Source organism: Actinoplanes sp. TFC3, from assembly GCF_001553785.1.
Lineage (GTDB): Bacteria > Actinomycetota > Actinomycetes > Mycobacteriales > Micromonosporaceae > Actinoplanes.
In genome coordinates this window covers 2,914,900-2,941,538 of record NZ_LOJP01000001.1, presented here as the reverse complement: position 1 = coordinate 2,941,538, position 26,639 = coordinate 2,914,900, and the positions used below count along the sequence as shown (strand labels likewise).

General features: G+C 69.4%; 30 protein-coding genes, 1 pseudogene and 1 riboswitch. Of the genes and pseudogenes, 20 read left to right on the top strand and 11 right to left on the bottom strand.

Annotated features, from left to right (window positions below; all coding sequences use genetic code 11):
• Positions 1-37 precede the first annotated feature (37 nt).
• From TFC3_RS13080 to TFC3_RS13040, 9 genes are all read left to right on the top strand, one after another.
• Positions 38-1,360: a radical SAM protein gene (locus tag TFC3_RS13080; RefSeq protein WP_067499548.1), complete on the top strand. Its 1,323-nt coding sequence runs from the start codon at positions 38-40 to the stop codon at positions 1,358-1,360.
• A gap of 37 nt (positions 1,361-1,397) precedes the next feature.
• Positions 1,398-1,613 (top strand): hypothetical protein, encoded by a 216-nt coding sequence (locus tag TFC3_RS13075; RefSeq protein ID WP_067499546.1) that lies wholly within the window; start codon positions 1,398-1,400, stop codon positions 1,611-1,613.
• On the top strand, positions 1,610-2,005 hold the full coding sequence (locus TFC3_RS13070) for a hypothetical protein (RefSeq protein ID WP_153040215.1): 396 nt from the start codon (positions 1,610-1,612) through the stop codon (positions 2,003-2,005). Before TFC3_RS13075 ends, TFC3_RS13070 begins: the two co-directional genes overlap by 4 nt.
• Before the next feature lie 45 nt (positions 2,006-2,050).
• Entirely contained in the window at positions 2,051-2,491 is a 441-nt protein-coding gene (locus TFC3_RS13065) for a DUF2243 domain-containing protein (protein WP_067499542.1), read from the top strand.
• Positions 2,488-3,249 carry a cytochrome c oxidase assembly protein gene (locus TFC3_RS13060; protein ID WP_067499540.1) on the top strand — a complete coding sequence of 254 codons (762 nt, stop codon included), beginning with the start codon at positions 2,488-2,490 and terminating at the stop codon, positions 3,247-3,249. The genes TFC3_RS13065 and TFC3_RS13060 overlap by 4 nt, the downstream gene beginning before the upstream one ends.
• Before the next feature lie 99 nt (positions 3,250-3,348).
• Positions 3,349-4,392 carry an iron-siderophore ABC transporter substrate-binding protein gene (locus TFC3_RS13055; protein ID WP_067499538.1) on the top strand — a complete coding sequence of 348 codons (1,044 nt, stop codon included), beginning with the start codon at positions 3,349-3,351 and terminating at the stop codon, positions 4,390-4,392.
• The gene (locus tag TFC3_RS13050; protein ID WP_067499536.1) at positions 4,389-5,423 is read left to right on the top strand and encodes an iron ABC transporter permease; all 1,035 of its coding nucleotides are present in this window, start codon (positions 4,389-4,391) and stop codon (positions 5,421-5,423) included. The genes TFC3_RS13055 and TFC3_RS13050 overlap by 4 nt, the downstream gene beginning before the upstream one ends.
• A 5-nt stretch (positions 5,424-5,428) precedes the next feature.
• Entirely contained in the window at positions 5,429-6,505 is a 1,077-nt protein-coding gene (locus TFC3_RS13045) for an iron chelate uptake ABC transporter family permease subunit (RefSeq protein WP_236718391.1), read from the top strand.
• Positions 6,502-7,317 (top strand): ABC transporter ATP-binding protein, encoded by an 816-nt coding sequence (locus TFC3_RS13040; protein ID WP_067499534.1) that lies wholly within the window; start codon positions 6,502-6,504, stop codon positions 7,315-7,317. The genes TFC3_RS13045 and TFC3_RS13040 overlap by 4 nt, the downstream gene beginning before the upstream one ends.
• 15 nt (positions 7,318-7,332) lie before the next feature.
• Here the strand turns inward: TFC3_RS13040 and TFC3_RS13035 are convergent, their stop codons facing one another.
• From TFC3_RS13035 to TFC3_RS13020, 4 genes are read right to left on the bottom strand one after another with little or no spacing between them, the layout of a single operon-like run.
• Positions 7,333-7,806 carry an inorganic diphosphatase gene (locus tag TFC3_RS13035; RefSeq protein WP_067499532.1) on the bottom strand — a complete coding sequence of 158 codons (474 nt, stop codon included), beginning with the start codon at positions 7,804-7,806 and terminating at the stop codon, positions 7,333-7,335.
• Positions 7,807-7,808: 2 nt separating this feature from the next.
• Positions 7,809-8,585 (bottom strand): HlyD family efflux transporter periplasmic adaptor subunit, encoded by a 777-nt coding sequence (locus tag TFC3_RS13030; protein WP_067499530.1) that lies wholly within the window; start codon positions 8,583-8,585, stop codon positions 7,809-7,811.
• Between the two features lie 4 nt (positions 8,586-8,589).
• On the bottom strand, positions 8,590-10,236 hold the full coding sequence (locus tag TFC3_RS13025; protein WP_067499528.1) for a glycosyltransferase family 2 protein: 1,647 nt from the start codon (positions 10,234-10,236) through the stop codon (positions 8,590-8,592).
• 54 nt (positions 10,237-10,290) lie between these two features.
• Complete coding sequence (locus TFC3_RS13020) at positions 10,291-11,235, bottom strand: glycoside hydrolase family 16 protein (RefSeq protein ID WP_082772022.1); 945 nt, start codon at positions 11,233-11,235, stop codon at positions 10,291-10,293.
• A 140-nt stretch (positions 11,236-11,375) separates the two neighbouring features.
• Between TFC3_RS13020 and TFC3_RS13015 the strand changes: the two genes are divergently transcribed.
• Complete coding sequence (locus TFC3_RS13015) at positions 11,376-12,665, top strand: alpha-hydroxy-acid oxidizing protein (RefSeq protein ID WP_067499526.1); 1,290 nt, start codon at positions 11,376-11,378, stop codon at positions 12,663-12,665.
• Here the strand turns inward: TFC3_RS13015 and TFC3_RS13010 are convergent.
• The 3 genes from TFC3_RS13010 to TFC3_RS13005 all read right to left on the bottom strand — a co-directional run bounded on the left by TFC3_RS13010 (position 12,635) and on the right by TFC3_RS13005 (position 16,783).
• A complete protein-coding gene (locus tag TFC3_RS13010) occupies positions 12,635-15,991 on the bottom strand; it encodes a family 16 glycoside hydrolase (RefSeq protein WP_201787155.1) in 3,357 nt (1,118 codons plus the stop codon). The genes TFC3_RS13015 and TFC3_RS13010 overlap by 31 nt on opposite strands.
• A gap of 89 nt (positions 15,992-16,080) precedes the next feature.
• Positions 16,081-16,266, bottom strand: coding sequence for a hypothetical protein (locus TFC3_RS37015; RefSeq protein ID WP_153040214.1), 186 nt, complete (start codon positions 16,264-16,266; stop codon positions 16,081-16,083).
• Between the two features lie 67 nt (positions 16,267-16,333).
• Positions 16,334-16,783, bottom strand: coding sequence for a nuclear transport factor 2 family protein (locus TFC3_RS13005; protein ID WP_067499524.1), 450 nt, complete (start codon positions 16,781-16,783; stop codon positions 16,334-16,336).
• A gap of 225 nt (positions 16,784-17,008) precedes the next feature.
• Between TFC3_RS13005 and TFC3_RS13000 the strand changes: the two genes are divergently transcribed.
• The 8 genes from TFC3_RS13000 to TFC3_RS12965 all read left to right on the top strand — a co-directional run bounded on the left by TFC3_RS13000 (position 17,009) and on the right by TFC3_RS12965 (position 22,665).
• Entirely contained in the window at positions 17,009-18,250 is a 1,242-nt protein-coding gene (locus TFC3_RS13000; protein ID WP_067499522.1) for a glycoside hydrolase family protein, read from the top strand.
• A gap of 76 nt (positions 18,251-18,326) precedes the next feature.
• Positions 18,327-19,022, top strand: a complete 696-nt coding sequence (locus tag TFC3_RS12995; RefSeq protein WP_201787154.1) for a TetR/AcrR family transcriptional regulator — start codon at positions 18,327-18,329, stop codon at positions 19,020-19,022.
• A gap of 63 nt (positions 19,023-19,085) precedes the next feature.
• On the top strand, positions 19,086-20,234 hold the full coding sequence (locus TFC3_RS12990; RefSeq protein WP_067499520.1) for an NAD(P)/FAD-dependent oxidoreductase: 1,149 nt from the start codon (positions 19,086-19,088) through the stop codon (positions 20,232-20,234).
• A 27-nt stretch (positions 20,235-20,261) separates the two neighbouring features.
• Positions 20,262-20,441: a hypothetical protein gene (locus TFC3_RS12985; RefSeq protein ID WP_067499518.1), complete on the top strand. Its 180-nt coding sequence runs from the start codon at positions 20,262-20,264 to the stop codon at positions 20,439-20,441.
• 60 nt (positions 20,442-20,501) lie between these two features.
• The gene (locus TFC3_RS12980; RefSeq protein ID WP_067499516.1) at positions 20,502-20,813 is read left to right on the top strand and encodes a type VII secretion target; all 312 of its coding nucleotides are present in this window, start codon (positions 20,502-20,504) and stop codon (positions 20,811-20,813) included.
• Complete coding sequence (locus TFC3_RS12975) at positions 20,810-21,511, top strand: hypothetical protein (RefSeq protein ID WP_067499514.1); 702 nt, start codon at positions 20,810-20,812, stop codon at positions 21,509-21,511. The genes TFC3_RS12980 and TFC3_RS12975 overlap by 4 nt, the downstream gene beginning before the upstream one ends.
• Before the next feature lie 9 nt (positions 21,512-21,520).
• A complete protein-coding gene (locus tag TFC3_RS12970; RefSeq protein WP_153040213.1) occupies positions 21,521-22,192 on the top strand; it encodes a hypothetical protein in 672 nt (223 codons plus the stop codon).
• Positions 22,193-22,203: 11 nt separating this feature from the next.
• Positions 22,204-22,665: a hypothetical protein gene (locus TFC3_RS12965; protein WP_082772020.1), complete on the top strand. Its 462-nt coding sequence runs from the start codon at positions 22,204-22,206 to the stop codon at positions 22,663-22,665.
• A gap of 47 nt (positions 22,666-22,712) precedes the next feature.
• Here TFC3_RS12965 and TFC3_RS12960 read toward each other — a convergent pair whose 3' ends face one another.
• On the bottom strand, positions 22,713-22,901 hold the full coding sequence (locus TFC3_RS12960; protein ID WP_067499510.1) for a DUF1918 domain-containing protein: 189 nt from the start codon (positions 22,899-22,901) through the stop codon (positions 22,713-22,715).
• 71 nt (positions 22,902-22,972) lie between these two features.
• Between TFC3_RS12960 and TFC3_RS12955 the strand changes: the two genes are divergently transcribed.
• Entirely contained in the window at positions 22,973-24,118 is a 1,146-nt protein-coding gene (locus TFC3_RS12955) for an MFS transporter (RefSeq protein WP_067499508.1), read from the top strand.
• A gap of 39 nt (positions 24,119-24,157) precedes the next feature.
• Positions 24,158-24,220: riboswitch (guanidine-III (ykkC-III) riboswitch) on the top strand.
• 10 nt (positions 24,221-24,230) lie between these two features.
• A complete protein-coding gene (locus tag TFC3_RS12950) occupies positions 24,231-24,545 on the top strand; it encodes a multidrug efflux SMR transporter (RefSeq protein WP_067499506.1) in 315 nt (104 codons plus the stop codon).
• A 7-nt stretch (positions 24,546-24,552) separates the two neighbouring features.
• On the opposite strand, the gene TFC3_RS39275 is transcribed toward TFC3_RS12950, so the two are convergent.
• From TFC3_RS39275 to TFC3_RS39265, 3 genes and pseudogenes are all read right to left on the bottom strand, one after another.
• Positions 24,553-24,855, bottom strand: a complete 303-nt coding sequence (locus TFC3_RS39275; RefSeq protein WP_067499504.1) for an RICIN domain-containing protein — start codon at positions 24,853-24,855, stop codon at positions 24,553-24,555.
• A 292-nt stretch (positions 24,856-25,147) separates the two neighbouring features.
• Positions 25,148-25,321: pseudogene (locus TFC3_RS39980) on the bottom strand (hypothetical protein); the annotation flags it as partial.
• An 871-nt stretch (positions 25,322-26,192) separates the two neighbouring features.
• A complete protein-coding gene (locus TFC3_RS39265) occupies positions 26,193-26,558 on the bottom strand; it encodes a hypothetical protein (RefSeq protein ID WP_067499500.1) in 366 nt (121 codons plus the stop codon).
• Positions 26,559-26,639: the final 81 nt, after the last annotated feature.

Genomic DNA, 26,639 nt, shown 5'->3' with positions numbered 1-26,639 from the left:
TGACATGGAATGGACGGAGCCGTTGACAGGAGGACGCATGCAGTCGCGCACCGATCTGGTCGAGGACCTGATGGCCCGCTTCCCGCACGTGCCGCGTGAGGCGGTCATCAAGGAAGACCTGCTCCGCGGCGGGATGGCGTTCGACGACTCGGCGCTGACCGACAACGAGAACGGCGACGTCAAGCCCAAGAGCTACTTCATCTTCTCGTTCGACCACCGCACGCTGCCCGAACTCGGCGAGGCCGCCCTGCGCCGCCCGCCGGAGGAGATCGTGCTGCTCGGCGGCCCGTACGGCCTGCGCCGCACAGTTGTCTCGGTGCGCACCAACCCCGACTCGCCCTACCGGGTCAAGCCCGACGCCGACGGCCGGCTCATGCTTTTCTTGGACGGCAAGCCGATCGCCGAGGTGGGCCTGCCGCCAATGCCGGACTACTACCGGCACACCCTGGAAAACGGGAAATCGGTGATGGAGGTCGCCCCCACCATTCAGTGGGGCTACCTCATCTACCTGACGGCGTTCCGGGTCTGCCAGTACTTCGGCGCCAAGGAAGAGTGCCAGTACTGCGACATCAACCACAACTGGCGCCAGCACAAGCAGGCCGGCCGCCCGTACACCGGGGTCAAGCCCGTCGACGAGATCCTCGAAGCCATGGCGATCATCGACAAGTACGACACGGCCAAGACCTCGCAGGCCTACACCCTGACCGGCGGCAGCATTACCTCGAAGGTCGATGGTCTGGCCGAGGCCGACTTCTATGGCCGCTACGCCCAGGCCATCGAGGAGCGCTTCCCCGGCCGCTGGATCGGCAAGGTGGTCGCCCAGGCCCTGCCGCGTGAGGATGTGCAACGCTTCCACGACTACGGCATCCGCATCTACCACCCCAACTTCGAGGTGTGGGACAAGCGCCTGTTCGAGCTCTACTGCCCCGGTAAGGAACGTTACGTGGGCCGCGCCGAATGGCACCGCCGCATCCTGGAGTCCGCCGAGGTCTTCGGCCCCCGCAACGTCATCCCCAACTTCGTAGCCGGCGTCGAAATGGCAGCGCCCTACGGCTTCACCACCGTCAACGAGGCGATCGACTCGACTATCGAGGGCCTGCAGTACTTCATGTCCCGCGGCATCCTGCCCCGCTTCACCACCTGGTGCCCGGAGCCAACCACGCCGCTGGGCCGCACCAACCCGCAGGGCGCGCCGCTGGAATACCACATCCGGCTGCTGGAGGCCTACCGCGCGACGATGCAGGAGAACGGCCTGTCAACGCCGCCGGGGTACGGGCCTCCCGGGGCGGGGAACGCGGTGTTCTCGGTGAGCTCGTTCATGGACAGCCTGCCGGCGGAGGAGCCGGTGGCGGCCGGCTGAGGTAATCGTGCGGAGGCGGGCCGGGGCTGACCCGTCGATGAGTGCGGCGCAGAGCCGGGCGCATCTGCGGGCGAGCAACAAGCATGACGCGTGGGATGTGCTGCCGTTCATTACGGCGCCGACGCTGGTGCCGCAGGACGCGCTGGTGCCGTCGGCGAATGCGCCTTGGCAGCAGGACGGGCGGCACGGCTTGTTCGACGAGTTCGCCCGGGAGGCCGCGTCCGTACTCACGTCGTTCGGGGGAACGCCATGAACGTGGATGGACATCTGGCCGCAGCGCTGGAGTCGTCGGGTAGCTGGACCGAATCGGCGGCTGTCGAGAATGCTTGCCGAGCCGGCGAACTGGTCGGCGCTGTCCTCGAGCGGGACGAGGGTGCGGGGGAATGGTGGGTTCGACTGCTGAGGGGGGAGGCGGTAATTGCCTACGTTTGCGTCGGCCTTCCGCTCGCCATTGTTGCTCGCGACTCGGGTGCCGCTGATGGATTCGAAGCTGAGATGCAGATGATCCGGGTGGAATCAATGGCGTCTGCTGAACTTTCCGGCGGCGAGGCGATGCTCAAGGCTGCTTTCGGCGATTCCCCAAGACTTGACTCGCTTATGGGAACGCCCTTCTCCGCCGACGACCTTTGGTACGCGACGGTCTGACCAGAGCAACGGTTTACCGCGTTGCCGGGCGGGTAGCCGCGCTGGATGTCCGTCACTGGTCGTAACGTGCTGTCCGGGGTGCTGCTCGGCGTGGGGGTCGCCGGCTTCGTCGACGAAACGGTGTTCCACCAGTTGCTGCACTGGCACCATTTCTACGACAAGTCGACGCCGGCGGCAGGGTTGGTGTCCGACGGGCTGTTCCACGCGTTCAGCTGGTTCTGCACGGTCGCGGCGCTGTTCCTGCTCGCGGATCTGCGGCGGCGGCACGCGTTCGGTGCGCGGGCGTGGTGGGGTGGGCTGCTGGCCGGGGCCGGGGCGTTTCAACTGTACGACGGGACCATCCAGCACAAGCTACTGAAACTGCATCAGATCCGGTATGCCGTTGACCTGACCGCGTACGACTGGGCCTGGAACGTCATTGCCGTGCTCCTCGTTGTGGCCGGTGCCGTGGTGCTGGTGCGGACGCGGCGAACAACAGCGGCATGAGCCCAGCGCTTTTTGTGGTTCCGGCGGCTGTCTACCTGGCCGGAGTCGTTGCCGTGCAACGCCGGGGAGGTTGGTGGCCCTTTGTTCGTACCGTGTGCTGGGTTGCTGGTTGGGCCGTTGCCGCGACGGCCGTGACCGGGCCGATCGCCGCGACCGCCCACCACGGTGCCACCGCGCACATGGCCGGTCACCTGCTGCTCGGCATGCTGGCGCCGCTGTTGCTGGCGCTTGGCGCGCCGGTCACCCTTGCGTTGCGTGCTTTGCCGGTACGCCGGGCGCGTTCGGTGTCGCGTGTCCTTGCCGGCTGGCCGCTGCGTATTCTCACGCATCCGTTGACTGCGGCGGTGCTCGACGCCGGGGGATTGTGGCTGCTCTACACCACGGATCTGCATGAGGCTGCCGCCTCGCTTCCGTGGCTCAACGTCCTCGTTCAGGTTCATATTCTCGGGGCCGGATATTTGTTCACCGCCTCGATCATCGGCCGTGATCCGGCGCCGCACCGGCCGGGCCGGTTGGCTCGGGCCGCTGTGCTTGTCGCGTTTCTGGCGGCGCATTCAATTCTGGCCAAGTACTTGTATGCCGAGGTGGGTGCTGCGGCGGAAGTCATGTATTACGGCGGGGATCTGATTGATCTGGCGGTCGTCGTCGTCTTCTGTCATCAGTGGTACCGGGCTACCGGCCCTGATCGGCGGTCCAGGCCGGCGGCGGTGCGTGAGGTACGGCGGTGGCGGTTGCCGGAAGAGATGCGAGACGGGTGATCATCCCCCCTCCAGGTGGAGGTGTTAGGTTAGGCGCACCTAACCGAGGTTAGGCATGCCTTACTTAAGAACACCCCCTCAGGTCTGGAGTACAGCGCTATGCGCGCACACCGTTTGCTGGCGGCCGCGGTCGCCACGGCCACCGCACTGGCGCTTGCTGCCTGCGGCGGCGGGTCCGACGATGACGCCGGTCAGAGCGCCGCCCCCGGCAGCTCCGCCTCCGCTGCGCAGTTCCCGGTCACCATCAAGCACGCCCTCGGCACCACCACCATCGCCAAAAAGCCCGAACGCGTCGCCACCGTTGCCTGGGAGAACCAGGAGATTCCGCTGGCCCTGGGCATCGTGCCGGTGGGTATGGCCAAGGCCAACTTCGGCGACGACGACGGCGACGGCATGTTGCCGTGGGTCGGGGAGAAGCTCAAGGCCCTCGGCGGTACGGCGCCGGTCATGTTCGACGAGACCGATGGCATCGCGTTCGAGGCGGTGGCCAACACCAAGCCTGACCTGATTCTCGCCACCTACTCCGGGCTCACGCAGCAGGACTACGACACGCTCAGCAAGATCGCCCCGACCATCGCTTATCCGGATGCGCCGTGGGCGACGCCGTGGCGCGACATCGTCAAGCTGTCCAGCCAGGCGCTCGGGCTGGGGGCGCAGGGCGACGCGCTGATCGCCGGCACCGAGCAGCAGATGACCGAAGCGGCCGCCAAGTATCCGCAGTTGGCCGGGAAGTCGACGATGTTCATGACGCACATCGACCAGACCAATTTGAGCAAGGTCGGCTACTACACCGCCCATGACACGCGCACCCAGTTCTTCGCCGACCTGGGCATGAAGATCGCCGGCAACGTCACCAAGGCCTCCGAGGGCACCGACGCGTTCACCCTGGAGCAGAGCGCCGAGCAGATCCAGGCATTCGACGACGTCGACGTGATCGTCAGCTACGGCGACGACAAGCTGCTCGCCCAGTTGCAGAGCGACCCGCTGCTGAGCAAGGTCCCCGCGGTCAAGCGCGGTTCGGTGGTCGTGCTGGTCGGCAGCACCCCGCTGGCCACGGCGGCCAACCCGACCGTGCTGGCCATCCCGTACGTGCTCGACGACTACGTGAAGATGCTGGCCGGCGCGGCCGACAAGGTGTCATGACGCAGGTCGAAACGATGCCGGGGGCCGCGGTGCGGCGCCCGGCATCGGCGCGCACGCTGTGGCTGCTGGCTGGGCTGGGCGTGCTGGCCGCGCTGATGGTGGCCTCGGTGGCGTTCGGCTCGCGGATCGTGGGCTGGCACGACATCGTGGCCGGGGTGCAGGGCCACGACGCCAATCTCGGGCAGGCGGCGGTGCTCAAGCGCGTCCCGCGTACCTTGCTGGCCATTGTGGTGGGCGCGGCCCTCGGCGTGGCCGGCGGCGTCATGCAGGGCGTGACCCGCAACCCGCTCGCCGATCCCGGCATCCTGGGCGTCAACATGGGCGCCTCGCTGGCGGTGGTCACGGGCATCGTAACCTTCGGGCTCACCTCGGCGTCCAGCTTCATCTGGGTGGCCGTCCTGGGAGCTTCGGTCGCGGCGATGTTCGTGTACGCCGTGGGCTCACTCGGTCGCGGCGGCGCCACCCCGCTCAAGCTTGCCCTGGCCGGAGCGGCCATCTCGGCGGCCCTGGCCTCGCTCATCAGCGCGTTCGTGCTGCCCCGCAGCGACATCGCCGGCGGCTTCCAGTCCTGGCAGGTCGGCGGGGTCGGCGGGGCCAGCTACCACAGCATCCGGCAGGTCCTGCCGTTCCTCGCGGTCGGGTTCGTGGTCTCGCTGCTGTCCGCGCGTTCGCTGAACTCCCTCGCGCTGGGCGACGACATGGCCGCCGGGCTGGGCGAGAACGTTGTCCGGGCCAGGGCTCTCGCCGCGCTGGGGGCCGTGCTGCTGTGCGGCGCCTCGACCGCGGTGTGCGGGCCGATTGCGTTCGTGGGGCTGATCGTGCCGCACGTCTGCCGACTGCTGCTGGGCCCGGACTACCGGTGGCTGCTGCCCGGCTCGGCGCTGGCCGGCGCGGCCCTGCTCACCGGGGCCGATGTGCTCGGCCGGGTGGTGTCGCGCCCGGCGGAGATCGAGGTCGGCATCATCACCGCCTTCATCGGCGCCCCCTTCTTCATCTACATCGTCCGACGCCAGAAGGTGCGCGAGCTGTGACAACCATGCCCGCCAGCGGCCCCATGAAAAGGGCCGGCGGCAGAACGGACACCACCCTGACGCTGCACCGCGTCACCAGCAGCAGGGTCAAGCGTGATCTGCGCCGCCGAGCTGTCATAGCGGTCCTGGCCGTGCTGGTCCTCGCCGCGTTCGCCGTGACCTTGATGGTGGGCGAGAGGTTCTACTCCGCCGGCGAGGTCATCCGGGTGATCCTCGGTGAGACGGTGCCGGGGGCGTCCTTCACGGTCGGTGAGCTGCGGCTGCCGCGAGCGGTGCTGGCCGTGCTGGCCGGGTTCTGCTTCGGCGCCGGCGGGGTCACCTTCCAGAGCATGCTGCGCAACCCGCTGGCCAGCCCGGACATCATCGGCATCACTTCCGGCGCCGGAGCTGCGGCTTCGTTCGCGATCGCGGTGCTGGGGCTGGGCGGGACCGGCGTCTCGGTGTTCGCCATCGCGGCCGGGCTGGGCGTGGCGCTCGTGATCTACACGCTGTCGTTCAAGGACGGCGTGGCCGGCACCCGGCTCATCCTGATCGGCATCGGGATGGCGGCCATGCTCGACAGCGCCACCGCCTACGTGCTGAGCCGGGCCGCCCAGTGGGACCTGCAGCAGGCGCAGCGCTGGCTGACCGGCAGCCTCAACGGCACCACCTGGGGCGAGGTGCTGCCGGTGGTGATCGCGCTGGCCGTGCTCGCGCCGGTGCTGCTGAGCCAGACGCGCAACCTGAGCATGCTGCAACTCGGCGATGATGCCGCCGCGGCGCTGGGGGTGCGCCTTGAACGTACCCGGATCATGGTCATTGTCGCGGCAGTGGGTCTCATCGCCTTCGCCACCGCGGCCACCGGGCCGATCGCGTTCGTCGCCTTCCTGGCCGGACCGATCGCCGAGCGCATCACCGGACCCGCCGGCTCGCTGCTCGTGCCCTCCGGATTGGTCGGTGCGCTGCTGGTGCTGCTGGCCGATCTGGTGGGCCAATTCGCCTTCGACATCCGGTATCCGGTCGGCGTCGTGACCGGCGTGCTGGGCGCCCCGTACCTCGTCCATCTGCTCATCCGCACCAACCGCGCGGGAGGCTCGCTATGACCAGGACCCATTCGCTTGAGGTCGAGAAGCTGTCGTTGGGCTACGGCGACCGCGTCGTCATCGAGCAGCTCGACCTGATCCTGCCGCCGGGCCGGATCACCGCCATCGTCGGGGCCAATGCGTGCGGCAAGTCGACGCTGCTGCGCTCGATGTCGCGGCTGCTGGCCCCACGCACTGGTCAGGTGCTGCTCGACGGGCGCGCGGTGCACCGGATGCCGGCCAAGGAGCTGGCCCGCACGCTGGGTCTGTTGCCGCAGTCGCCCATCGCGCCGGAGGGCATCACAGTGTCCGACCTGGTCGGCAGGGGCCGGCATCCGCACCAGCGCGTGCTGTCGCGCTGGAACAAGCAGGACGATGCCGCCGTAGCCGAGGCGCTGGACGCGACCCACACCGCCGACCTGGCCGATCGGGCCGTGGACGAGCTGTCGGGCGGCCAGCGCCAGCGGGTGTGGATCGCCATGGCCCTGGCCCAGCAGACCGATCTGCTGCTGCTCGACGAGCCGACCACCTTCCTCGACGTCAGCCACCAGGTCGAGGTGCTCGACCTGCTCACCGACCTCAACCGCACGCGCGGCACGACCATCGTGATGGTTCTGCACGACCTCAACCTGGCCGCCCGCTACGCCGACCAGCTGATCGCGCTGGCCGGCGGAAAGCTGCACGCGGCGGGAGAGCCGGATCAAGTGCTGACCGAGGATTGCGTACGGGCGGTGTTCGGCCTGGACAGCCAGGTCATTGTGGACCCGACGTCAGGCAAGCCGCTGATGCTGCCACTGGGCCGCCACCACGTCAGCAGCCGTAGCGGCTCGTGAGGTGGCGTACCCCGTTCACACGCAGCTGCGCGTGATCTCCGCCTCGGCCTCCTCCCGGCCCACCCACGGCTGGTCGTCGATGCGCACGAGCTTGCCGGGCTCGACCGTCTTGTACACCTCGAAGAAGTGCCGGATCTCCAGCAGCAGGAACGGATCCAGGTCGGTGATCGTGCGCAGGCCTGCTTGGCGCTGGTCGTGGGCTGGCACGCACAGCACCTTCGGGGTCGGGCCCTGCTCGTCGCGCATCCGGAACAATCCCAGCGCCCGGCTCAGCACCAGGCACCCCGGAAAGGTGGGCTCCTGCACGAGCACCATCGCGTCCAGCGCCGTGCCGTCCCCGGAGATCGTGTTCTCGATGTAGCCGTAGTCCGCCGGGTACTGCGTCGCGGTGAACAGCGTGCGGTCCAGGTGCAGCCGGTGCGTCACCGGGTCCACCTCGAACTTGTTGCGCGTGCCCCGGGGAATCTCCACCGTCACGTCGAACTCCATGCTCAGATCCCTCCCATCGAGACCAAACGGGGGCTGCCGGGTTTGCCGGTGAGCAACTCGACGTACCCGGTGAAGCGCATGCCGGGCACGAGCCCGCGCACGTCGTCGGCGGAGGCCGGCACCAGCACGACGGTCATCTCGTCCGGGTCGGCGCCGGTGTTGGCCAGCAGGGCCGGGTCACCGACGCGCGGCACGATGCGCTGCACCACCGCGTGGACCTTGCGGGTGATGCCCTCGGCCTCCAGCCGCGCGTCCATGCTGGTGCCGATCTCGGGCAGGTCCGCCAGCTTGACCTGCGCCTCGAAGCGCAGCTGGGCCGGGTCGTACAGCTCGACGAAGGGCTGGCCCGGGCCGATGGTGCTGCCCACCGTGACCGGCAGGTCGACCACCGTGCCGGCGCGCGGGGCGCTCACGGTGACCTTGGTGATCTTCGGGTCGCCGTCGGAGTCGGTGGTAGCAACCTCGACCGTGCCCAGCTGCTGACCGGCGCGCACCTGCTGCTGGGCGGTCACCGACACCACCGACACCCGCCCGGCCTGCGCCACCTCGACCGGCACGGGCTGGGCGGTCAGGGTGACGGTGCCCAGGTCGAGCCGGGAGGCGTCATCGGCCCGGTCGTTGCGGATCAGCCAGAACAGCAGGGCGGCACCCGCCAGCAGCAGCAGCACGGTGAAGCGGGCCCGCCATTTGCGCCAGCGGTTACCCGGCGGCTTGGGCGCGCGGGGCGCCTCGATGGGATCGGCGTCTTCGGGGGAGGTCGTAGTCGTCGGCAGCACCATGGCGTTATCCCTTCGACGGTGCCGGGTTGGTGTCGGCCACGGTGGCGCTGACCATGGCGTCGTCCTCGTCCGCGCGGTCGGGCCACGGCAGCGCGCGGGCGAGCAGGGCACCGGCCTTGCGCCGTTCGAGGCGCTGCCGGATGACCTGCGGGGCGATGACCGCCTCGGCGACCACCCGCCCGAGCACGAGCACGTAGATCACCGCCCACCCGATGGACAGCCCGACCGCGGCGACGTCGGTGCCGCGCAGGGGCAGCATGCTGATCCCGACGGCCACCGCCACGATGTTGAGCAGCAGTAGCGCGACATGCGGGAGCACCAGTTCCACACCGGGCAGTCCGGACGGCCCCGCATTGGTCACCGTCCACCGGACCTTGCGCCGGAAAATGGCCATGACCAGGGCTTTGACGTGTACGGGCGCAGCCCCCAAACTTGTCACGATCGCCGACACCTTGAGCCCGCCGAGCTGGATGATCGTGACCAGCATGATGAGCATGTAGAACGGCACGTAGTGCACCAGCCACGTGCTGATGTCCGAGCGGATCGGGCTGATACCGAACAGCAGGTACACCGCGGGCAGGCACATCAGGATCAGGGCGGCCACCGACAGCATGTAGTTCACGCCGGCGAGCAGGTACTGGAAGCGCTGATCGAGCGTCAGATTGCGCCGGCGCCACAGCGCCGGGCTGATCATTACCTCGAAGGCGCCGTAGGCCCAGCGGAACTGCTGCTTGAAGTAGGACAGCAAACTGTCCGGGGCCAGCCCGCGGGCCAGCACCTCGGGGATGAACCAGGACCGCCAGCCGCGGCTGTGCAGCTCGATGGAGGTCCAGATGTCCTCGGAGTTGCTGGCGATGTACATGCCGCCGATCTGCTCCAGCGCGGCGCGGCGGAAAATGACGTTGGTGCCCACGCAGAAGACCGCGTTGAAGTAGTTGCGCCCGGGCAGCACCAGCTCGTAGAAGATCTTCTGCGATTCGGAGGCGCCCTCGGCCACCAGCCCGCGGGCGCTGGGGAAGGCCTGCGGTGTCTGCACGAACGCCACCCCACGGTCCTGCATGTGTGGCAGCGCACGGACCAGGAAGTCCGGGCTGGGCACGTGGTCGGCGTCGAGGATCACCACGAATTCGCCATCGGTACGGCGCAGCGCGGAGTTGATGTTGCCGGCCTTGGCGTGCATGTGTTCCTTGCGGCGCAGGTAACCGACGCCTTCGCGCTCAGCCGCGTCGCGTACCTCGTCGCTGCTGCCGTCGTCGAGCACCCAGGTGCGGTGCTCGACGCTCATGTCGCGGGCGGCGCGGATGGTCACCAGCACGATCTCCAGCGGTTCGCCGTACACCGTGATGAACACGTCGACAGTGGGCGTGAGCTCGCCGGTCAGCAGCCGCCGGCGCCAGGCGTACACCTCGGGCGGATCGGGTTGCGGGGTGTACACGAGCACGGTCCACCACATCGCCAGCGCGTTGAAGATGGTGATGCCCTCGGCGAACAGCACCAGGATCCACACCCAGGTGGTGCCCCGGTACGCGGGGTTGAGCAGGAAGATCATGTAGAAAAGCGTCACGGCCAGCGCGAGGAACACCACGACCCGCGTGGAGCGCTGCATCGGCCGCCAGCTCAGGTTGTCATGGTCGGGGACGGGGGAGGCCATGCGGCGGCGTTCCCCGGCCCGACCCAGGGATAACTGTCGATCTCATGCGAGTTTTTACCGTGTAGATACGGCCACCCGGTCGACCAGCATCGGCACGCCCGGCTTGGTCGCGGCGGTCGGTCCACCGCCGAACGGGGCCGGGAAAGCGCCGCCGATCGCCACGTTGAGGATCACGAAGAAGCCATGCTGGTTGGCGGCTGTCCAAATTGTTTGCTCGAGGCGGTCCGCGCGGATGGTGAACGTATTGCGGTCGTCGACGTACCAGCGCAGCTGCTCGGGGGTGACACTGCGGTCGTACTCCAGCGCGTAGGTGTGGAACGCGGTGCGGCAACCCGGGCAGGGCAGCTCGCCGCTGCTGACGCCGGTGGGCTCGTTGCAGGGCCCGCCCACGGGAACACCGCAGTGCAGGGTGTGCCACACCGAGTCGTGGCCGTTGACGTTCTCCATGATGTCCCACTCGCCGATGACCGGCCAGTTCGTGGCGCCCACCGGGCGGGCCGGGGCGCCGAGCGCCCAGAACGCCGACCAGTACCCGGCGGACTGCGCACCGCTGACGTCGGGCATCTTCAGGGTCGCCTCGAGGCGCACCGCCCCACCGGGGGGCGCGGCGAAGTCGGTGCGGCGCGTCTCCACCCGCCCCGAGGTCCACGTCCCGGCGCCCGGGCCGCTGCGCAGCGGGATGATCGCGAGGTGACCGGCACCGTCGTGATGCACGTTGGCGAGGTTGTTGGTCATCGTCTCGATCTCGTTGGTGCCCCACTGCGGTGCGCCGCCGCGGTACCCCGTGCCGGTGCTGTAGATCCAGTCGCTCGGGGACACCCCGGTGTTGGCTTTGCCGTCGAAGTCGTCGCTCCACACCAGCCGCCAGGCCTGACGCGGCTGACGCGACGACGACGAGGCGGACTCGGACGGGCCGGGTGAATTGTCGGTGCACGCGGCAAGCGTCGCAACGAGTGCCGCCAGGGTGATCGCGATGGTGCCCTGCCGGAGGGAAGTCATGCGGCGGCTTACCCTCCGGCACCCGCGATCATGCGGTCGGTATCCACACCCGCATCACAGCGCGACTCGTGGTGCTCGACGTTTCGCTTCACGCACCGCCAGCAGGTGGGGAGCCTCGTGGCGGGCCCTACCGTTAGGGCGTGACCATTACCTCGGGGGCCGGGCTCAGCCGGCAAAGCTTTCTCTACCGTCAGGGCGCCCTGGGCCGCCGTCCGCGGGTGCCCACCGATTTCGCCGAGCTGGAACGCCGGGCGCGGCGGGTCAGCAGCACCGCCGCTTGGGCCTACGTGGCCGGTGGGGCGGGGGAGGGGCGCACGATGCGGCGCAACCGGGAGGCTTTCGAGCGGTGGGCCATCGTGCCGCGGATGGCGTCGGGGGCGGCGCAGCGGGACCTGAGCGTCGAGGTGCTCGGCCGGCGGCATGCCACGCCGGTGCTGCTGGCGCCGGTGGGGGCCGCGGCGCTGATGGGCAAGGACAGCGACCTGCAGATCGCGCGGGCGGCGGCGCAGACGGCGACGACCTACATCTTCTCCAACCAGGGCTGCAATCCGATGGAGGACTGCGCGGCGGCCATGGGACCGGCTTCGCGGTGGTTCCAGCTGTACTGGAGCAAGGACGAGGCGCTGGTGGACAGCCTCATCGCGCGGGCCGAGGCCATCGAGGCGCAGGCGCTGGTGGTCACCCTCGACACCACCGTGCTGGGCTGGCGGCCGCAGGACCTCAACCTGGGTTCGCTGCCGTTCGCCCGGGGGCTGGGCATTGCGCAGTACACCTCGGATCGCCGTTTCCAGGAGCTTGTGGCCCAACGCCAGGTGCAGCCCGCGGCCGAGGTGACGACCGGGGCGATCCGGACCCTGCTGGCGATGTCGCGCAACCATCCGGGTTCGTTCTGGCGCAACCTGCGCTCGCCGGTGCCGCGCGCGGCGGTGGAGACGTTCCTCGACATCTACTCCAACCCGGCGCTGAGCTGGGAACACCTGGCCACGTTGCGCAACCGGACGCGGCTGCCGGTGGTGCTCAAGGGAATCGTGGACCCGGCCGACGCGCGGCGGGCCTTCGACCTCGGGGTGGACGCGATCGTGGTGTCGAACCACGGTGGGCGCCAGATCGACAACGCGGTCGCCTCGCTGGACGCGCTCGTGGCGGTCCGGGAAGCGGTGGGGGCCGAGCCGGCGGTGCTGGTTGACAGCGGTGTTCGTACCGGTGCGGATGTGTTTGTGGCTCTTGCTCTGGGGGCTGATGCCGTCCTGCTGGGGCGGCCTTATCTGTACGGATTGGCGCTGGCCGGCCAGCGCGGTGTCGAGGACGTCATCCGCAACGTGATCGCGGAGCTGGACCTGACGATGGCGCTGGCCGGCAGCAAGGATGTTGCGTCGATCAGCCGGGACCGGCTGGTGGATCAGGCCGGTTCGACCCAGAGGTTGCGGTAGCGCACGTTGGCCCCGGGGTCACCGTGATCCTGCAGACGGATCGGCAGCAGCTCCGGGCCTTCCGCGGCACCGGCGCCGGTCGGGCCGTCGATGGCCACGTTGTCCTGCACGGTGACGCCGTTCCAGACCACCGTTACCCGGGCGTTCTCGACCTTCGTGCCGCCCTGGTAGCGGGCCGCGCGGAACGTGATGTCGTAGCTCTGCCACGTTTCCGGAGCGGTTCCCGCGTTCGTGGACGGGGCCTTCTTGAGATAGATGGCCGCGCAGTCGTTGTCGGCCAGCGGCGATTTGCCGTACGAGTCGAGCACCTGCACCTCGTAGCGGTCCTGCAGGTAGATGCCGCTGTTCGCGCGCTGCTGGCCGGTCACGTCGGCGGGCAGGTTGGGCAGCCAGAACTCGGCGTGCAGCTTGAAGTCGCCGAAGGTCTGCTTGGTGCGCAGGTCACCGCCGAGCACCTCGGCCGAGCCGCCGGACACCGGCCACGTGGGCGCGCTGCCATCGGCGTTGCGGAACGCGCCCAGGGTGCCGCCGTTGAACAGGGTGACCCGGCTGGTGCCGTTGTGGGTCCACTTCTGCTGCGCGACGTCCGACCATTCCCAGATCTGCACCGCGGTGCCATCCGTGCTGGCACCGCCGGCCGCGTCGAGCACCTTGCCGGACGCCGGGTTGAGCAGCGAGCCGTTGGCCTGGGTCTGCCAGACCTGGGCGGTGCTGCCATTGCAGGTCCACAGCTGCACCTTGGTGCCGTTCGCCGTACCGGCGTTGTCGATGTCGAGGCACTTGCCCAGCGCCTGCAGGGTGTCGCCGTTGCGGGTCCAGCTCTGCGCCGAGGAGCTGTTGCACGTCCACAGCTGCACCTTGGCGCCGTCGGTGATGCTGGCGTTGTCGATGTCCAGGCACTTGGCGCCGATGCCGGTGATCGTGCCGGTGCGCGGGGCCGGGGTGCCGGTGCCGCCCCCGCCGATCGTCAGGTTGTCCAGGTTGACGTGCCCGGCGTCGCCGCTGTCGACCCGGTACGAGACTGTGTTCCCACCGGCCCGCAAGGTCACCGTGTCCGCCGCGTTGGCCCAGGTTTCCCAGTCGGTGGTGCTGGCCAGGCTCACCTGCTTGATCTTGATGCCGTTGACGTACAGGCTGACGGTTTTGGTGCCCGCAGCCGGGTTGGGACCGTTGCTGTAGCGCAGGTTGATGCCGTACGAACCGGCGGACGGCACGTTGACACTGAACGTGGTGGCCGCGCCCACCGAACCGAACCCGGCGACGAAGCCGCTGCCGGTGTAGTTCGCGTGATCGGTGGCCACGCCCGCACTGCCGCTCAGGCCGGCGTTCTCAGCCTCGGCCTGCTCGGTGCGCAGCGTCGTACCGTCGGCCAGGCTGTTGAGGGTGTACCAGGCCTCGGTGCTCCACAGCGAGTCACCGGTGGTGGAGGAGAACGGCCGCGGCGAGCGGACGTGCACCACCCGGCCCGGCTTGAGCCCGTTGAGCTTGAGCGTCACCTTGAGCCGGTCCGCGGACAACGTCGCCGAGGCCACCGACAGGGTCTCCTCGTCGACCTTGGGACCGCCGTAGGCCGGGGTCGGCACGTAACGCCACTGCTCGGCGTGGTAGCGGGCGGCAAGCTGGGCGGCAGTGTCGGTGGACACCGGCTTGGTGTACTCGAGCTCGAAGCCGCCCGAGATCGCGCGCATCGCCTTGATGTCGAACACGCTCGTGCCGTTCGGGGTGATCTTCTGCAGCCCGTACGTCAGCTTGCCCTCCTGCCCCCAGTTGCCCCCGGCGCCGAGCCCACCGGCGTAGATGGCGCCGTCCGGGCCCTGGCTCAGCCGGTGCACACCCATCTCGAGGCCCTGCGTCAGGCGGAACACCGCGCCCTGGTACTCGCCGTTCACCTTCTCCAGGAAGGCGCGCTGGATGCCGCCGTAGGTGACGTCGCCGATGAGCATCTGACCGGCGTACGGCCCCGAGTCCAGCAGTAGCGGTGTGCTCGGCGAGTTGGCGATCTCGTTCTGCGGCAGCCACAGCACCGGCTGGGTGACCGGCTGGTTGTCGAACGGGCCGTCCGGGTTGGTGTAGTGGTTGAAGAAGCGGTCCTGCTTGATCTGCACCAGCTTCGAGGCGGGCAGCCAGCCGCCCTGGTTGTCGGTGACGAAGATGCCGCCCTCGGGGCCCCAGCCGATGCCGTCCGGGGTGCGCAGCCCGCCGGCGACGTACTGCACCTCACCGGTCGTGCGGTTGATCTTCAGGCTGGTGCCGCGGTTGGGCGAGCCCTGCGGGTCGGTGGTCGCGCCGCCCAGGTTGATGGAGACGGACAGGTTCGCGTAGAAATAGCCGTCCTTGTAGAGCAGGCCGAACGCGAACTCGTGGAAGTTGCCGTCGAAGGGCCAGGTGGCGACCCGGCGGAACTGGTCCATGACCCCGTCGTTGTTGGTGTCGTTGAGCTCGGTCAGCTCGGTCTTCTGCGAGACGTAGATCTTCCCGTCGACGATCTTCAGCCCCATCGGCTCACGCAGCCCGCTGGCCACCTTGCGGGTGGTGACCTGGCTGGGTGAGGTGGCGCCGGTGACCCCGCTGAGGATGTAGACCTCGCCCGCCACGGTGTCGCTGCCGCCCCAGGTCGCCACGGCCAGGCGCCCGTCGGGGAACCAGTCCATCGCGGTCACCTGCGGCTGGAAGCCAGCCGGGCGCAGGTTGGTCAGCGTGTAACCGGGGTGCACCGAGTTCAGCGGCAGGCCGTCGCCGGGGCTGTCCGAGGAGCCCTCGCACTCCTTGCGACCCGGGGCGGTCACCCGCACCACGCCGGAGTCGGTGCTGAGCACCGAGTTCGGGACCACCGCGTACGCGGTCGAGCCGGGCGGTCGCCACTCCAGGGTCAGCTGCTGACCGCCGTCGCGTTCGAAGTAGTCGATGTGCAGCGCGTGGTAGCCGGGGGTGAGGGCGACGCTGCCCTCCACCGCGAAGGCCCCGTGCGCCCCGTCGTTGTTGATCACTGTGGCGCCGTCGATCAGCAGCCGCGAGCCGTCGTCGCTGGTCAGCCGGAAGGCGTAGGTGCCCGCCGCGGCGATGGTGAGGTTGGCGATGACCTGCGACTGGAAGTGGTCCTCGAGGCCGAAGTCGGCGGCGGTGGTCCAGTTGATCGTGGGCAGCAGCTTGTCGACGTTGGGGGTCTGGCCGGATTTCAGCGTGCAGATCGTGTCCCGCGAGGTTTGCAGGTCGAACGTGCGCAACGTGACGCCGGGTTCTTGCGGCGGGACGTCGGCGGCGCTTGCGGGAAGGGCCGGTAGCAGGCTCGCGACCAGCGCGGCCGTGCAGAACAATGTTCTCCTCATCGAGCGCTCCATCCAGACGTCGATGACCGTCAATGAGCAATGACGCTAAGCCGCTTCTGCTCGTAAGTCCATAACTTTTGTTTCGTGGATCAAAAGTTATTAACCAGTGGTTTACCTGGCGCGGCCTCGCGCCATCGAGCGGCGAGCGGTGCGATGCTCGCTTGCACGCTGCTGTCCAGCGGTGGCTTCGCGCTGACGGCCCCGCCGGCGACTCTCTGCGCGTCCTTGGCGTCGGCGGCCGTGACCCCCGGCCGCGCCTGTTCCTGCAGCGCCACTCCCGCAACCTTGTGGCGCTGGGCGTGGCCCCGCCGGCATCGCGCGGGCGACGAAGCTGACCGGCCCTTACTGCAGCGGGATCGTCGTCTGATCGCCCGGTTCGCGCGGGCCGAAGAGGCGGCGGTCGCGCTCGGTGATGCGCAGGTCGTTGATGCTGGCCTCGCGGCGGCGCATCAGGCCCTGGTCGTCGAACTCCCACAGCTCGTTGCCGTAGCTGCGCCACCACTGGCCGGTCGCGTCGCGGCACTCGTACTGGAAACGTACGGCGATGCGGTCGTCGGTGACCGCCCACAAGGACTTGCGCAGGGCGTACTCCAGCTCGCGTTCCCACTTGGCGGTCAGGAACGCGACGATCGCCGGGCGGCCGGTGACGAACGTGTCGCGGTTACGCCAGACCGAGTCCTCGGTGTAGGCCAAGGACACCCGGTGCGGATCGCACGTGTTCCACGCATCCTCGGCGGCTTGCACCTTGGCGAGGGCGGTTTCCTGGGTGAACGGCGGCAACGGTGGGCGCATGCTGCCAACATATCGAAGGCGCCGGTCCGGGCGGCGAACGCCTGCTCGCTGCCGCCGGGGAGGCCGGCAGGCGAGCGGTGCGGGACTGCTGCCGGTGGCTCGGGACCGGGAGGCGAACGAGGGCTGTGGCCGTACCGGATAACGGGTTTTTCCTAGATCTGACTGTTCGGGCCGACTCTTCGCGCAGGCTTTCGCGGGGGGTTCATCCATCGATACTGTTAAATTATGTCCTCATCTCGCAAGCGGCGGAGAACATTGGCTGTTGCGCTGTCCGGCACGGTTGTGGCGGCGTTCGGCGTCCTTGGCATCACCAACGCGCTGGCCGCTACGGGCGGCCCGATCACCGGCATCGGCGGCAAATGTGTCGACGTGGCCGGATCGAACTCGGCAAATGGCACAGCGGTGCAGTTGTGGGACTGCAACGGCACCGGCGCCCAGGCGTGGACGATCGACGGCGCGGCGTTCAAAGCGCTCGGCAAGTGCCTGGACGTGACCGCCGCCTCGAGCGCCGACGGCGCGCAGGTGCAGCTGTACGACTGCAACGGCACCGGCGCCCAGCAGTGGTCCGTGCGCGGCAGCCAGCTCGTCAACACCGGTTCGGGCAAGTGCCTCGACGCCGCCGGGATGAGCTCGGCCTCCGGCACCCGCCTGCAGATCTGGACCTGCGCGGGCACCGCGAACCAGGCCTGGACGGTGCCCGGCGGGACCACGCCGCCGACGACGCCGCCCGCCGGCGGTGGCACCAAGAAGGGCGTCAGCACCTGGCAGTTCACCGGGCTGGCCGGGGCCATGAAGGACGTCAAGGCCAGCTGGTACTACAACTGGGCCACCAACAACGACAGCATGCCCGCCGACGCCGAGTTCGTGCCGATGATCTGGGACGAAACCTTTGACACCCCGGCGAACCTGGCCAAGGTCAAGTCCGAGGGCAGCACGCTGCTGGGCTTCAACGAGCCGGACATGTCCGGACAGGCCAACATGAGCGTCGAGCAGGCCCTGCAGCTCTGGCCCGACCTGCAGAACACGGGCATGCGCCTGGGCAGCCCGGCGGTCGCGTTCGGCGGGGACACCGCCGGCGGCTGGCTCGACCGGTTCATGACCGGCGTGCGGCAGAAAGGCCTGCGGGTCGATTTCATCACGCTGCACTGGTACGGCTCGGACTTCAGCAGTGCAGCGGCGGGGCAGTTCATGGGGTACGTCAAAGCGGTGCACGACCGCTACAACCTGCCGATCTGGATCACCGAGTACGGCCTGATGAACTTCACCGGCTCGCCGAAGTACCCGAACACCCAGCAGATCACCTCGTTCATCACCAACTCCACGGCGCAACTGCAGGCGGCCTCGTACGTGGAGCGCTACGCCTGGTTCTCGCTGCCCGCGGTGGGCGACTCGGTGGACTACGGCCTGTACCGCGATGCCACCACGCCGACCGAGGCGGGCAAGGCCTACCGGGCGGCCGGGTCCTGATCCGCTGAGCCGGGCGCTGGTCAACGCCCTGGCCCTGGCCCGGCTCGGCCCGGTCGCCGCCGATATCGTTGGCAGCGTGGAAACCGGAACGACGACACGGCAGAAGGTCATCGCGGCCGCGGCGAACCTGCTCGCGACCGCGGGCCGGGACGCGGTGACCACCCGGGCGGTGGCCACTGCGGCAGGGGTGCAGCCGCCGGTCATCTACCGGTTCTTCACCGACAAGGACGGCCTGCTCGACGCGGTCGCCGAGCACACCTACGCCGCCTTCGTGGCCGGCAAACAGGCCATCACGCCGCTGAGCGATCCGATCGACGACCTGCGCGCGGGCTGGGACCTGGCGGTGGAGTTCGGACTGAGCAACCCAGCGCTCTACGCGATGATGTACGGCGAACCCCGGCGCGGCATCGACTCACCGGCGGTGCAGGCCGGCATGCAGGTGCTGGCCGAGCGGATCCGCCGGCTGGCGGCGGCCGGGCGGCTCGCGGTGGACCAGGAGCTGGCCGCCTCGATCATCCAGGCCACCGCCCGGGGCGCCGTGCTGACCTGGCTGTCGCTGCCCGAGCCGCGGCGCGACCGGGCCCTGCTCGACTCCCTGCGCGAGGTGATGGTCACCGCCGTCACCAGCGACAAGCCGGCGGTTCAGCAGCCGGGCCCCGCCGGGGCGGCCCGCGCTCTGCTCGCCACGCTGCCGGAGCAGGATGTGCTCAGTCAGGCCGAGCAGGTCCTGCTCCACGAGTGGCTCGGCCGCCTCTCCGCCGGCCACTCGTGAGGTTGTCGCCCCCCCCCAGGATGAGACGGCCGCACGAGGTGGGACGGAGATAGATTGGGGTGTATGACCTTGGATCGCATCGTCGTTGTCGGGGCCTCGGCCGCCGGGCTCACGGCCGCGGAGACCCTGCGACGCGAGGGCTTCGCCGGCACGCTCACGCTGATCGGGGAGGAGATCGATCCTCCGTACGATCGCCCGCCGCTGTCCAAGCAGATCCTCTCCTCCGCGTGGGATGCCGGCCGGCTCGCGCTGCGGACCCTCGACCAGCTCACCGCACTGCGCCTGGACCTGCGGCTGGGGGTGCGCGCCGAGAGCCTGGACGTCGCCGGGCGCCTGGTGCGGCTGACCGACGGGACGGCGGTTCCCTACGACGGGCTGATCGTGGCAACCGGGGTGCGTCCCCGCCGCCTGCCCGGCCAGGGCGCACACGTACTGCGCACCCTGGACGACGCGCTGAAGCTGCGGGATCGGCTCCAGCCCGGCCGGCGGCTGGTGGTCGTGGGCGCCGGGTTCCTGGGGGCCGAGTCCGCCGCGGTGGCCCGGGGGCTGGGCTGCGAGGTGGTGATGCTCGAACCGGCACCGGTGCCGCTGGCTCACGCGGTCGGCGAGCAGATCGGGCGGGTGCTGTCCCTGGCGCACCGCGAACACGGGGTGCAACTGCGCACCGGGGTGGCGGTCGCCGAGGTGGCCGACGGGGGAGTGCGGCTGGTGGACGGGACGCTGGTCGAGGCCGACGAGGTGCTGGTGGCGATCGGTTCGCACCCCAACACCGAGTGGCTGGAGGGCAGCGGGCTCGAGGTCGCTGACGGGGTGGTGTGCGACGAGTACAGCGCCGCCGCGCCCGAGATCTACGCGGCCGGGGATGTGGCCCGCTGGTTCAACCCGCTGTTCGGCGTGGCGATGCGCATCGAGCACCGCACCAACGCCGCCGAGCAGGGCCTGGCCGCCGCCCGCAATTTGCTCAACCCGGCCGCCCGCAAGCCGTTCGCCCCGGTGCCCTACTTCTGGTCGGACCAGTACGACATGAAGATTCACGCGTACGGCTACCTGCGCGGCCACGACACCGTCGAGATCGTCGAAGGTGACCTCCAGGAACGCACGTTCGTCGCGGCGTACCGGAACAATGATCGGCTGGTCGGGGTGCTCGCGGTGGGCGTCTCGCCGAAGGTGCTCCGGCCCTGGCGCCAGGCCGTCGCGACCGGCGGCGTTTAATCCCCTCAGCTGGGGAATCTTGACACCATGAGCGACGTCAACCCTGAGCAGTACGCCGAGTTCGTCACCGAGGACGGGCCCGGCTCGGCCGATGCCGACGAGATGAGCCAGGTCCCGCAGCCGCCGGAACAGGCCCAGGCCGCCACCGACCTGCAAACCGGCGAGCAGCATGAACGCCAGGACCGCCGCGCCCAGGCCACCAAGTAGCGCCGTTGGGGCAAGGGTGGGTGCCCCCACGGGAATCGGGTTCGTTGCTAGGCTCCGGCGATGGCCGACGGGTTTACTGTCGATGCGAGTCAGCTGCGTTCCCACGCGGCGCGACTTGATGGGTTGCGAGGTCAGTTCGGGGCCGTCAAGGGGGCCAGCGCCTGCATCACCGGCGACGCCGCGGCTTACGGGCTGCTCTGTGGCTGGATCTCCGACATTCTCGAGGGGCGCCACCGGCGGCAGGACGAGCTGGTCTCGTACGCGGAAGAAAACTTGTCCTTGCTCGCCGAAGCCTTGCGCGCGACCGCGGCGGACTATGAGCTGACCGATTCTGCCGCCGCCGAGAATGTGCACAAGGCGGGGGGCTTGTGAGCGACCACTCGCTGGTGGCCGATGAGGTCTCCACCCGCCACGCCTGGACCGGGTCGTCCATCGCCGACAACATGCAGGGGCTCTATCAGGCGATCGACAGCGGTAGCTGGGTCGGCCAGGCCCTGGCCGGCGGGTCGCTCGGGGTCGACCTGGCGGCGTCGGCGCTCGACCCGTTCAGCGCGTTGCTGTCCAACGGGCTCGGCTGGGCGATGGAGTATTTCGACCCGCTGCGCGAGATGCTCGACAAGCTCGCGGGCATGCCCGACCGGGTCCGCCAGCACGCCGAGACGTGGGGCAACATGGCCGACGCCCTGGAGAACCTCGCCACCGACCTGGCCGGGGCCGTCGCGTCCGACCTGGGTGACTGGGCCGGGGCGGGTGCCGAGGCATACGGGGGCATGGCGGTCGGCAACGCCGACGGCATCAGCGGTCTGGCCAGCGCGGCGGCGGCCCTGGCCAGCGCCACCATGGCCGCGGGCAACCTTGTCGAGTTCACCCGGGGGCTGGTCCGCGACCTCATCGCCGACCTGGTCGCCCGGGTCATCGTGTGGGCCGCCGAGGCGATCTTCGTGGTGACGATCCCGGTGATCGCCGAGCAGATCGTGGCGGCGGTGGTCAAATGGTCCGCGCGGATCCTGACCTACACCACCGCGCTGATCACCAGCCTGCAGAACCTCACCCGGCTGCTGAACGGCTGAGGGGTCGTCATGCCGCGCACACCCCACAGCCACGGGCATTCCGAGGACGGCGGCGGCCCGGCACCCCATCAGCGCGGCGGGGGACGCTCCGTGCATCCGGCGAGCAGCGTCGGCGACGTGCACGAGATGGCCGCCAGCGCGCTGCAGGCCAACCGCCCCGGCGGCGGGGGCAACCCACGCTCCGGATCCACCCCGGCAAGCCCCCAGCGCGCCCTGCCACCGGGCCGCGCCTCGCAAACCCTGGCCCAGGTCCGCAACGCCCGCGCGGGGCCCAGCCGCGGCCGGATCGGCGAGGACTACGCCCGCGAGATGTACGACGGCGGCCCGCAGCGCAACTTCCCGGTGACCCCCACCGACGACCCGCAGTTCCCGGTCACCGGCCCCGGCGGCCGCAACGTCGACGTACCGGTGGACCTGGGCAACGGGCGCACCCTGGCGGTCGAGGTCAAGCACTACAAGGACTGGAAGACCGTGACGCTGCCCAGCGGTCAGAAACAGGCGGTGCCCAGCGACGGGGTGCCGCTCGACAGCCGCATGCACGAGGAGATCAACAAGGACGTGCAACGGCGCAGGCAGGATCCGGGGTACGACCCGCGCTGGGTGTTCCTGCAGGCCGGCCCGAGTCCGGCGCTGCGTAAACGGCTCGGCGAGGCCGGTATCATCTTCGTCGAGCACCAGTAGGAAGTGAGCCCGTGACTGACCCCGACCGTCTCGATGCTGCCCGGGAAACCCTCGCCACCTGGAGCGAGGAGCACCGCAACAACTACGACTCGGTCGTCGAGGTCACCCACGCGCCCTTCGGTGATGCCGAACGCGACCCGGCCACGGTGATCCCCTACTTGCAGCAGTACGTCGACGAGCTGCCGCTGGACGAGTTCGAGGACGAGGACTGGTTCACCCTGCACAACGACCTCGTCTCGTTCGTCGCCCGCCTGCAAGCCGTGCGCCGCAACGCGATCTGGCAGATCCGCGAGGACACCAACGCCCCCCGCGGCTACCGCTACGTGCTGGTTGCCGCCGACGCGCAGGACACGGTCCACTTCGTCGACCCGTACGACGTGGTGGCCCTGGAATTCCAGCAGGACCAGATCGACGTGGTCCGCCTGGCCGCCACCATCGAAGCCACCCTGGATGCCGCGAACACCGCCTGGTGAGCGGTGTGCTTCACCGCAGCTCGTCCACGGTGGCGGTCGAAGCGTCCTCAGTCCCGGGATTCGATGTGGGCCTCGGCGCCCGGGAAGATCAGCGTTTTGCGGTCCGAGTCAGCCCAGGTCACCTCGTACGGCGGGGCGCCGTCGGGGTGCTCGATCTGCGTGATGACCCCGACGCGCCGGCGATAACCGGTGTGCGTGCCCTCAATGACGACCCGGTCCCCGATGCGTGCCCTCATGGCAACCTCCTGACGACCCGCCTATCCTCACCCCTGCACCACTTTGATCGACAGGGGTTACATTCATTTCGATGAACATGCGCTGGCGGGTGGCGACCTCTGTCATTTTTCTGCTGTTCGGCGCGGTGCTCGGGGCGTGGACCGCGCGGGTGCCGGCTGTCAAGCACGACCTGGGGCTCAGCGACCGTGCCCTGAGCATCGCGCTGCTCGGGCTCGCGGCCGGAGCGATCACCGGGATGCAGCTGTCCGGGCGGCTTGTCGACCGGTTCGGAGCGCGGGCGGTGCTGCTACCGGCGGCGCTGGCCGAGGGTGTGCTGCTGGTGCCCACTGCGTACGTACCCGGAATGCTCGCTCTGGCTCTGGCCCTGTTCGTCTTCGGGGTGGGGCACGGGATGCTGAACATCGCGATGAACGCCGAGGCTCTGGTGGTGCAACGGGCGTGGGGGCGGCCGATCATCTCGTCGTTCCACGCGGTCTACAGCATCGGCGGTCTGCTGGGTGCGGCGATCGGCGGGTTGTTCGCCTCTGCTGCGGTCAGTGCCCGCGTCACGTTCCTGTGCGTCGGTGCGACGGTGGTGCTCGTGGCGGCCGTCGCCCTGCACACGATCCACAGTGCACCCTCGCAACCGGCGCTGGAGGTAACGGAAACGCCGGCCGGGCCGTTGCGCGGGGTGGTGGCGCTCGGGTTGCTGGCGTTCTGTGTGCTGGTGGGTGAGGGCGCGGCCGCCGACTGGAGTGCTGTGTATCTGCGCGACAACCTGCACGCGGGTGCGGGAACGGCAGCGGTGGGCTACGCGGCGTTCGCGGGTGCGATGACGGCGGGCCGGCTGGTGGGGGACCGGTTCGTGGCGCGCTGGGGTGCGGTACGGGTGGTGCAGGCCAGCGGGCTGCTCGCAACCGTGGGGCTGGGCGGGGCTTTGCTGGTCGGCGAGCCGTGGGCGGCGGCGATCGGGTGGGGCTGCTTCGGGCTGGGGTTGTCCTGCATCGCGCCGCAGGTCTTCTCCGTGGCCGGGGATCGCAACCCGGGGCAGGAGGGGCGGGCGTTGGCTCGTGTGGTGGGGCTGGGCTACGCCGGGTTCCTGGCCGGTCCGCTGCTGATCGGGCTGGCCAGCGGGCCGGTCGGGCTGCCGGGGGCGCTGGCTGTCCCGGTCCTGCTCGCGGCGGCGGTGGCCGGCTCGGCTCGCATCCTGCGCACCCCGGCCCGCGTGGTGAGCTGAGCAACGTTGTGTAACCGGGTGGCGTGTGCGACCTTGGTAGCAGAGCCAGTGATGGCTCCCGGACGAGGGTGCCGTACCCGGTCAGCGACAAGACGGCACGCGGGAGACTGTCATGTCGTGGTTCGTTCTCGTGCTGTCGGGCGTGCTGGAAGCCGTATGGGCCACCGCCCTGGGCAAGGCGCAGGGCTTCACCCGGCTCACCCCGTCGCTGATCTTCTTCACCGCCATCCTGGCGAGCATGGCCGGTCTGGCCTACGCCATGCGCGCGCTGCCCGTCGGCACGGCCTACGCGGTCTGGGTGGGCATCGGTGCCGTCCTCACCGTCACGTACGCGATGGCGACCGGCACCGAGTCCATCTCAGCGTCGAAGGTGCTGTTCCTGGTGCTGATCATCGGCGGGGTGATCGGGCTCAAGGCCAGCCACTGAGCCTCGCTCACCACTTCCATTTCTGCAGCGCGATGCCGTTGCAGGTGGCGATCACGTTGGCCGCCTTGTTCGCCGAGGACGCGGCGGCCAGGCACAGGGCCGTGCTGCCGGCCGGCCGGATCGTGGCATCGGTGCCGAACTGCCACAGCTGGGCGCCGGTCTTGTTGCACGTGTAGGTCCAGATCGCCTGCCCGGACGTGAACCTGCTCGACGGTACGTCCACGCAGTTGCCCATCACCCGCAGTGACCGGTCATCCGGCAGCCGGGTCGGCGCCTGCGCCTTGCTGCCGTTGCAGGTGTAGCTCTGCACGAAGGTCTTGATGGCGATCGCGGACGACGGCATGTCGATGCAGTGGCTGCCCGTCGTGCTGACCGGGCTCATCAGCGGGTTGGGACCCTTGCCCACCTGCACGATCTTGGCGACCGACGGCACACCGGCGGCGGCAATGACGAACAGCAGGTAATAGCCGGGCGGGGCCACGCCGCCGTTGGGCGGGCCGGTCACGGTCAGCGTGGTGCCGGCCGTGGTGAAGCGCAACGGGTACGTACCGCTGCCCCTGATTCACGCTGTGCGTCACGTCGCTGAGCCCGGCGAGCGCGACCTTCTTGATGCTCGCCGCTTGGGCGGTGGACACGGTGACAGTGGCGCCGATACCGATGCTGGCCGGGGCCGTGCCGATGACCGGCCGGGCGGCGAGTTCGCCGCTGCCGTCCTTCTTGTACAGGTACGGCGGCGTGAAGTACTCGACGTTCTTCTCCAGATAGCCCGCTGTCATGCAGATGCCGCAGATCCCGCCGCCACCGGTCATCACCCGGCCGTCGGGCAGCAGCGAGGCCGTCGAGTGGTACTGCCGGATGCGGCTCGCGCTGGCCAGCACGGTCCAGGCGCCGGTGGCCGGATCCCAGCGTTCCGCAGCGGTCATCGGGTGGTCCAGATCGACCAAATCCGAGGACGCCGCGCTGGTCATACCGCCGGTCGCCAGCACCGAGCCGTCGGCGAGCAGCGTCGCGTTGAACTGCCGCCGCCCGGCCGACATCGATCCGGTAGCCGCCACGGTGGCGGTCGGCCCCGCCCCGCTGCTGATGACCGTGCCGGTCTTGGTGGGCACGCTCGCCGCGCCGCCTTCGGTGACCGATCCGCCGCCGGCGACAAGAGATTTCCCGATGTCGTACGTGGCAAAGCTCCCGTAGTCCCGGTGGATGGCATCGCGGGTGATGGTCGCAGTGATCGCCCCGTTTCCCGCGGTGTTGATCGTGTATCCGGTGGTGTACGGGCCGAACAGGCCGAGCTGGGTGTCCGGCCGCGAACCCAGGAACGGGTACAACCGCCCGCCCGCCTTGGTGAAGCTGGTCAGCGCCCGGATCGCGCCGTTCGTCTGGTACACCTCGGCCGTAGCCGGTCCACCGCCGATGATCACTTCCTCGCCGTTCGCGGTCTGCGCCACGGAGGGGTACCAGCGCGGGGCGGCCATGTCCTTGCCGCGGGTCCAGGTTTCGGTGCGCCAGTCGAAGATGCGGGTTTGCACGGTGCCGTCGAGGGCCGCGCCGGCATTTCCGCCGGCCACCAGGATCCGGCCGTCGCTCAGCTGCGCAAAGCCCGCGCAGAAGATGTTCGACCCCATCAGATCGACGCGCTTGAGGGTACTGTCAACCGCAAATGGCGCTCCACGAGCCCGACAGCCCCGGATCGCCGGGCGCCGCGAACGTCGTCCGAGGCGTTCCCGGCCGCAGCCCGGTCGAGCGCTGGATCCGCGCCGCGTTGGCGGCCGTCTGCTGCTCGATGGTGCGCATCGGCGTCCCGGCCAGGTCCTGGGCCCGGTGTTCGGCGCTGTCCTCGTCCTCGCTCTCAGGTCCGTGCTCGTGGACGTGGACGTGGACGTGCTGATGATGGTGCTCGGTGGCTTCCACGCGCCGGGTGGCTTCTGCGGGGCCGGTGGCTGAGGCCGCGCCGGCGATGAGCAGAAAAGCGGACGAAAGGACAATGGAATCGAACAGGCGGCGTCGTACGGTCATGAAAGAATCCCTTTCGCCGACGAAAGGCAACACCCCTGGCCCATTGTCGGAAAACCGACGGGAATGGGCCGTCTACTATGG

Excerpts from the sequence above, each read along its gene's own strand:
- TFC3_RS13060 (WP_067499540.1), top strand. The coding sequence starts at position 2,488 with ATGAGCCCAGCGCTTTTTGTGGTTCCGGCGGCTGTCTACCTGGCCGGA.
- TFC3_RS13070 (WP_153040215.1), top strand. The coding sequence starts at position 1,610 with ATGAACGTGGATGGACATCTGGCCGCAGCGCTGGAGTCGTCGGGTAGC.
- TFC3_RS13040 (WP_067499534.1), top strand. The coding sequence starts at position 6,502 with ATGACCAGGACCCATTCGCTTGAGGTCGAGAAGCTGTCGTTGGGCTAC.
- TFC3_RS13075 (WP_067499546.1), top strand. The coding sequence starts at position 1,398 with ATGAGTGCGGCGCAGAGCCGGGCGCATCTGCGGGCGAGCAACAAGCAT.
- TFC3_RS13035 (WP_067499532.1), bottom strand. The coding sequence starts at position 7,806 with ATGGAGTTCGACGTGACGGTGGAGATTCCCCGGGGCACGCGCAACAAG.
- TFC3_RS13000 (WP_067499522.1), top strand. The coding sequence starts at position 17,009 with ATGTCCTCATCTCGCAAGCGGCGGAGAACATTGGCTGTTGCGCTGTCC.
- TFC3_RS13020 (WP_082772022.1), bottom strand. The coding sequence starts at position 11,235 with ATGACTTCCCTCCGGCAGGGCACCATCGCGATCACCCTGGCGGCACTC.
- TFC3_RS12990 (WP_067499520.1), top strand. The coding sequence starts at position 19,086 with ATGACCTTGGATCGCATCGTCGTTGTCGGGGCCTCGGCCGCCGGGCTC.
- TFC3_RS13080 (WP_067499548.1), top strand. The coding sequence starts at position 38 with ATGCAGTCGCGCACCGATCTGGTCGAGGACCTGATGGCCCGCTTCCCG.
- TFC3_RS12960 (WP_067499510.1), bottom strand. The coding sequence starts at position 22,901 with ATGAGGGCACGCATCGGGGACCGGGTCGTCATTGAGGGCACGCACACC.
- TFC3_RS13025 (WP_067499528.1), bottom strand. The coding sequence starts at position 10,236 with ATGGCCTCCCCCGTCCCCGACCATGACAACCTGAGCTGGCGGCCGATG.
- TFC3_RS39265 (WP_067499500.1), bottom strand. The coding sequence starts at position 26,558 with ATGACCGTACGACGCCGCCTGTTCGATTCCATTGTCCTTTCGTCCGCT.
- TFC3_RS13065 (WP_067499542.1), top strand. The coding sequence starts at position 2,051 with ATGTCCGTCACTGGTCGTAACGTGCTGTCCGGGGTGCTGCTCGGCGTG.
- TFC3_RS13030 (WP_067499530.1), bottom strand. The coding sequence starts at position 8,585 with ATGGTGCTGCCGACGACTACGACCTCCCCCGAAGACGCCGATCCCATC.
- TFC3_RS12955 (WP_067499508.1), top strand. The coding sequence starts at position 22,973 with ATGAACATGCGCTGGCGGGTGGCGACCTCTGTCATTTTTCTGCTGTTC.
- TFC3_RS12980 (WP_067499516.1), top strand. The coding sequence starts at position 20,502 with ATGGCCGACGGGTTTACTGTCGATGCGAGTCAGCTGCGTTCCCACGCG.
- TFC3_RS13010 (WP_201787155.1), bottom strand. The coding sequence starts at position 15,991 with ATGAGGAGAACATTGTTCTGCACGGCCGCGCTGGTCGCGAGCCTGCTA.
- TFC3_RS13055 (WP_067499538.1), top strand. The coding sequence starts at position 3,349 with ATGCGCGCACACCGTTTGCTGGCGGCCGCGGTCGCCACGGCCACCGCA.
- TFC3_RS12950 (WP_067499506.1), top strand. The coding sequence starts at position 24,231 with ATGTCGTGGTTCGTTCTCGTGCTGTCGGGCGTGCTGGAAGCCGTATGG.
- TFC3_RS13050 (WP_067499536.1), top strand. The coding sequence starts at position 4,389 with ATGACGCAGGTCGAAACGATGCCGGGGGCCGCGGTGCGGCGCCCGGCA.
- TFC3_RS13045 (WP_236718391.1), top strand. The coding sequence starts at position 5,429 with ATGCCCGCCAGCGGCCCCATGAAAAGGGCCGGCGGCAGAACGGACACC.
- TFC3_RS13005 (WP_067499524.1), bottom strand. The coding sequence starts at position 16,783 with ATGCGCCCACCGTTGCCGCCGTTCACCCAGGAAACCGCCCTCGCCAAG.
- TFC3_RS12970 (WP_153040213.1), top strand. The coding sequence starts at position 21,521 with ATGCCGCGCACACCCCACAGCCACGGGCATTCCGAGGACGGCGGCGGC.
- TFC3_RS12985 (WP_067499518.1), top strand. The coding sequence starts at position 20,262 with ATGAGCGACGTCAACCCTGAGCAGTACGCCGAGTTCGTCACCGAGGAC.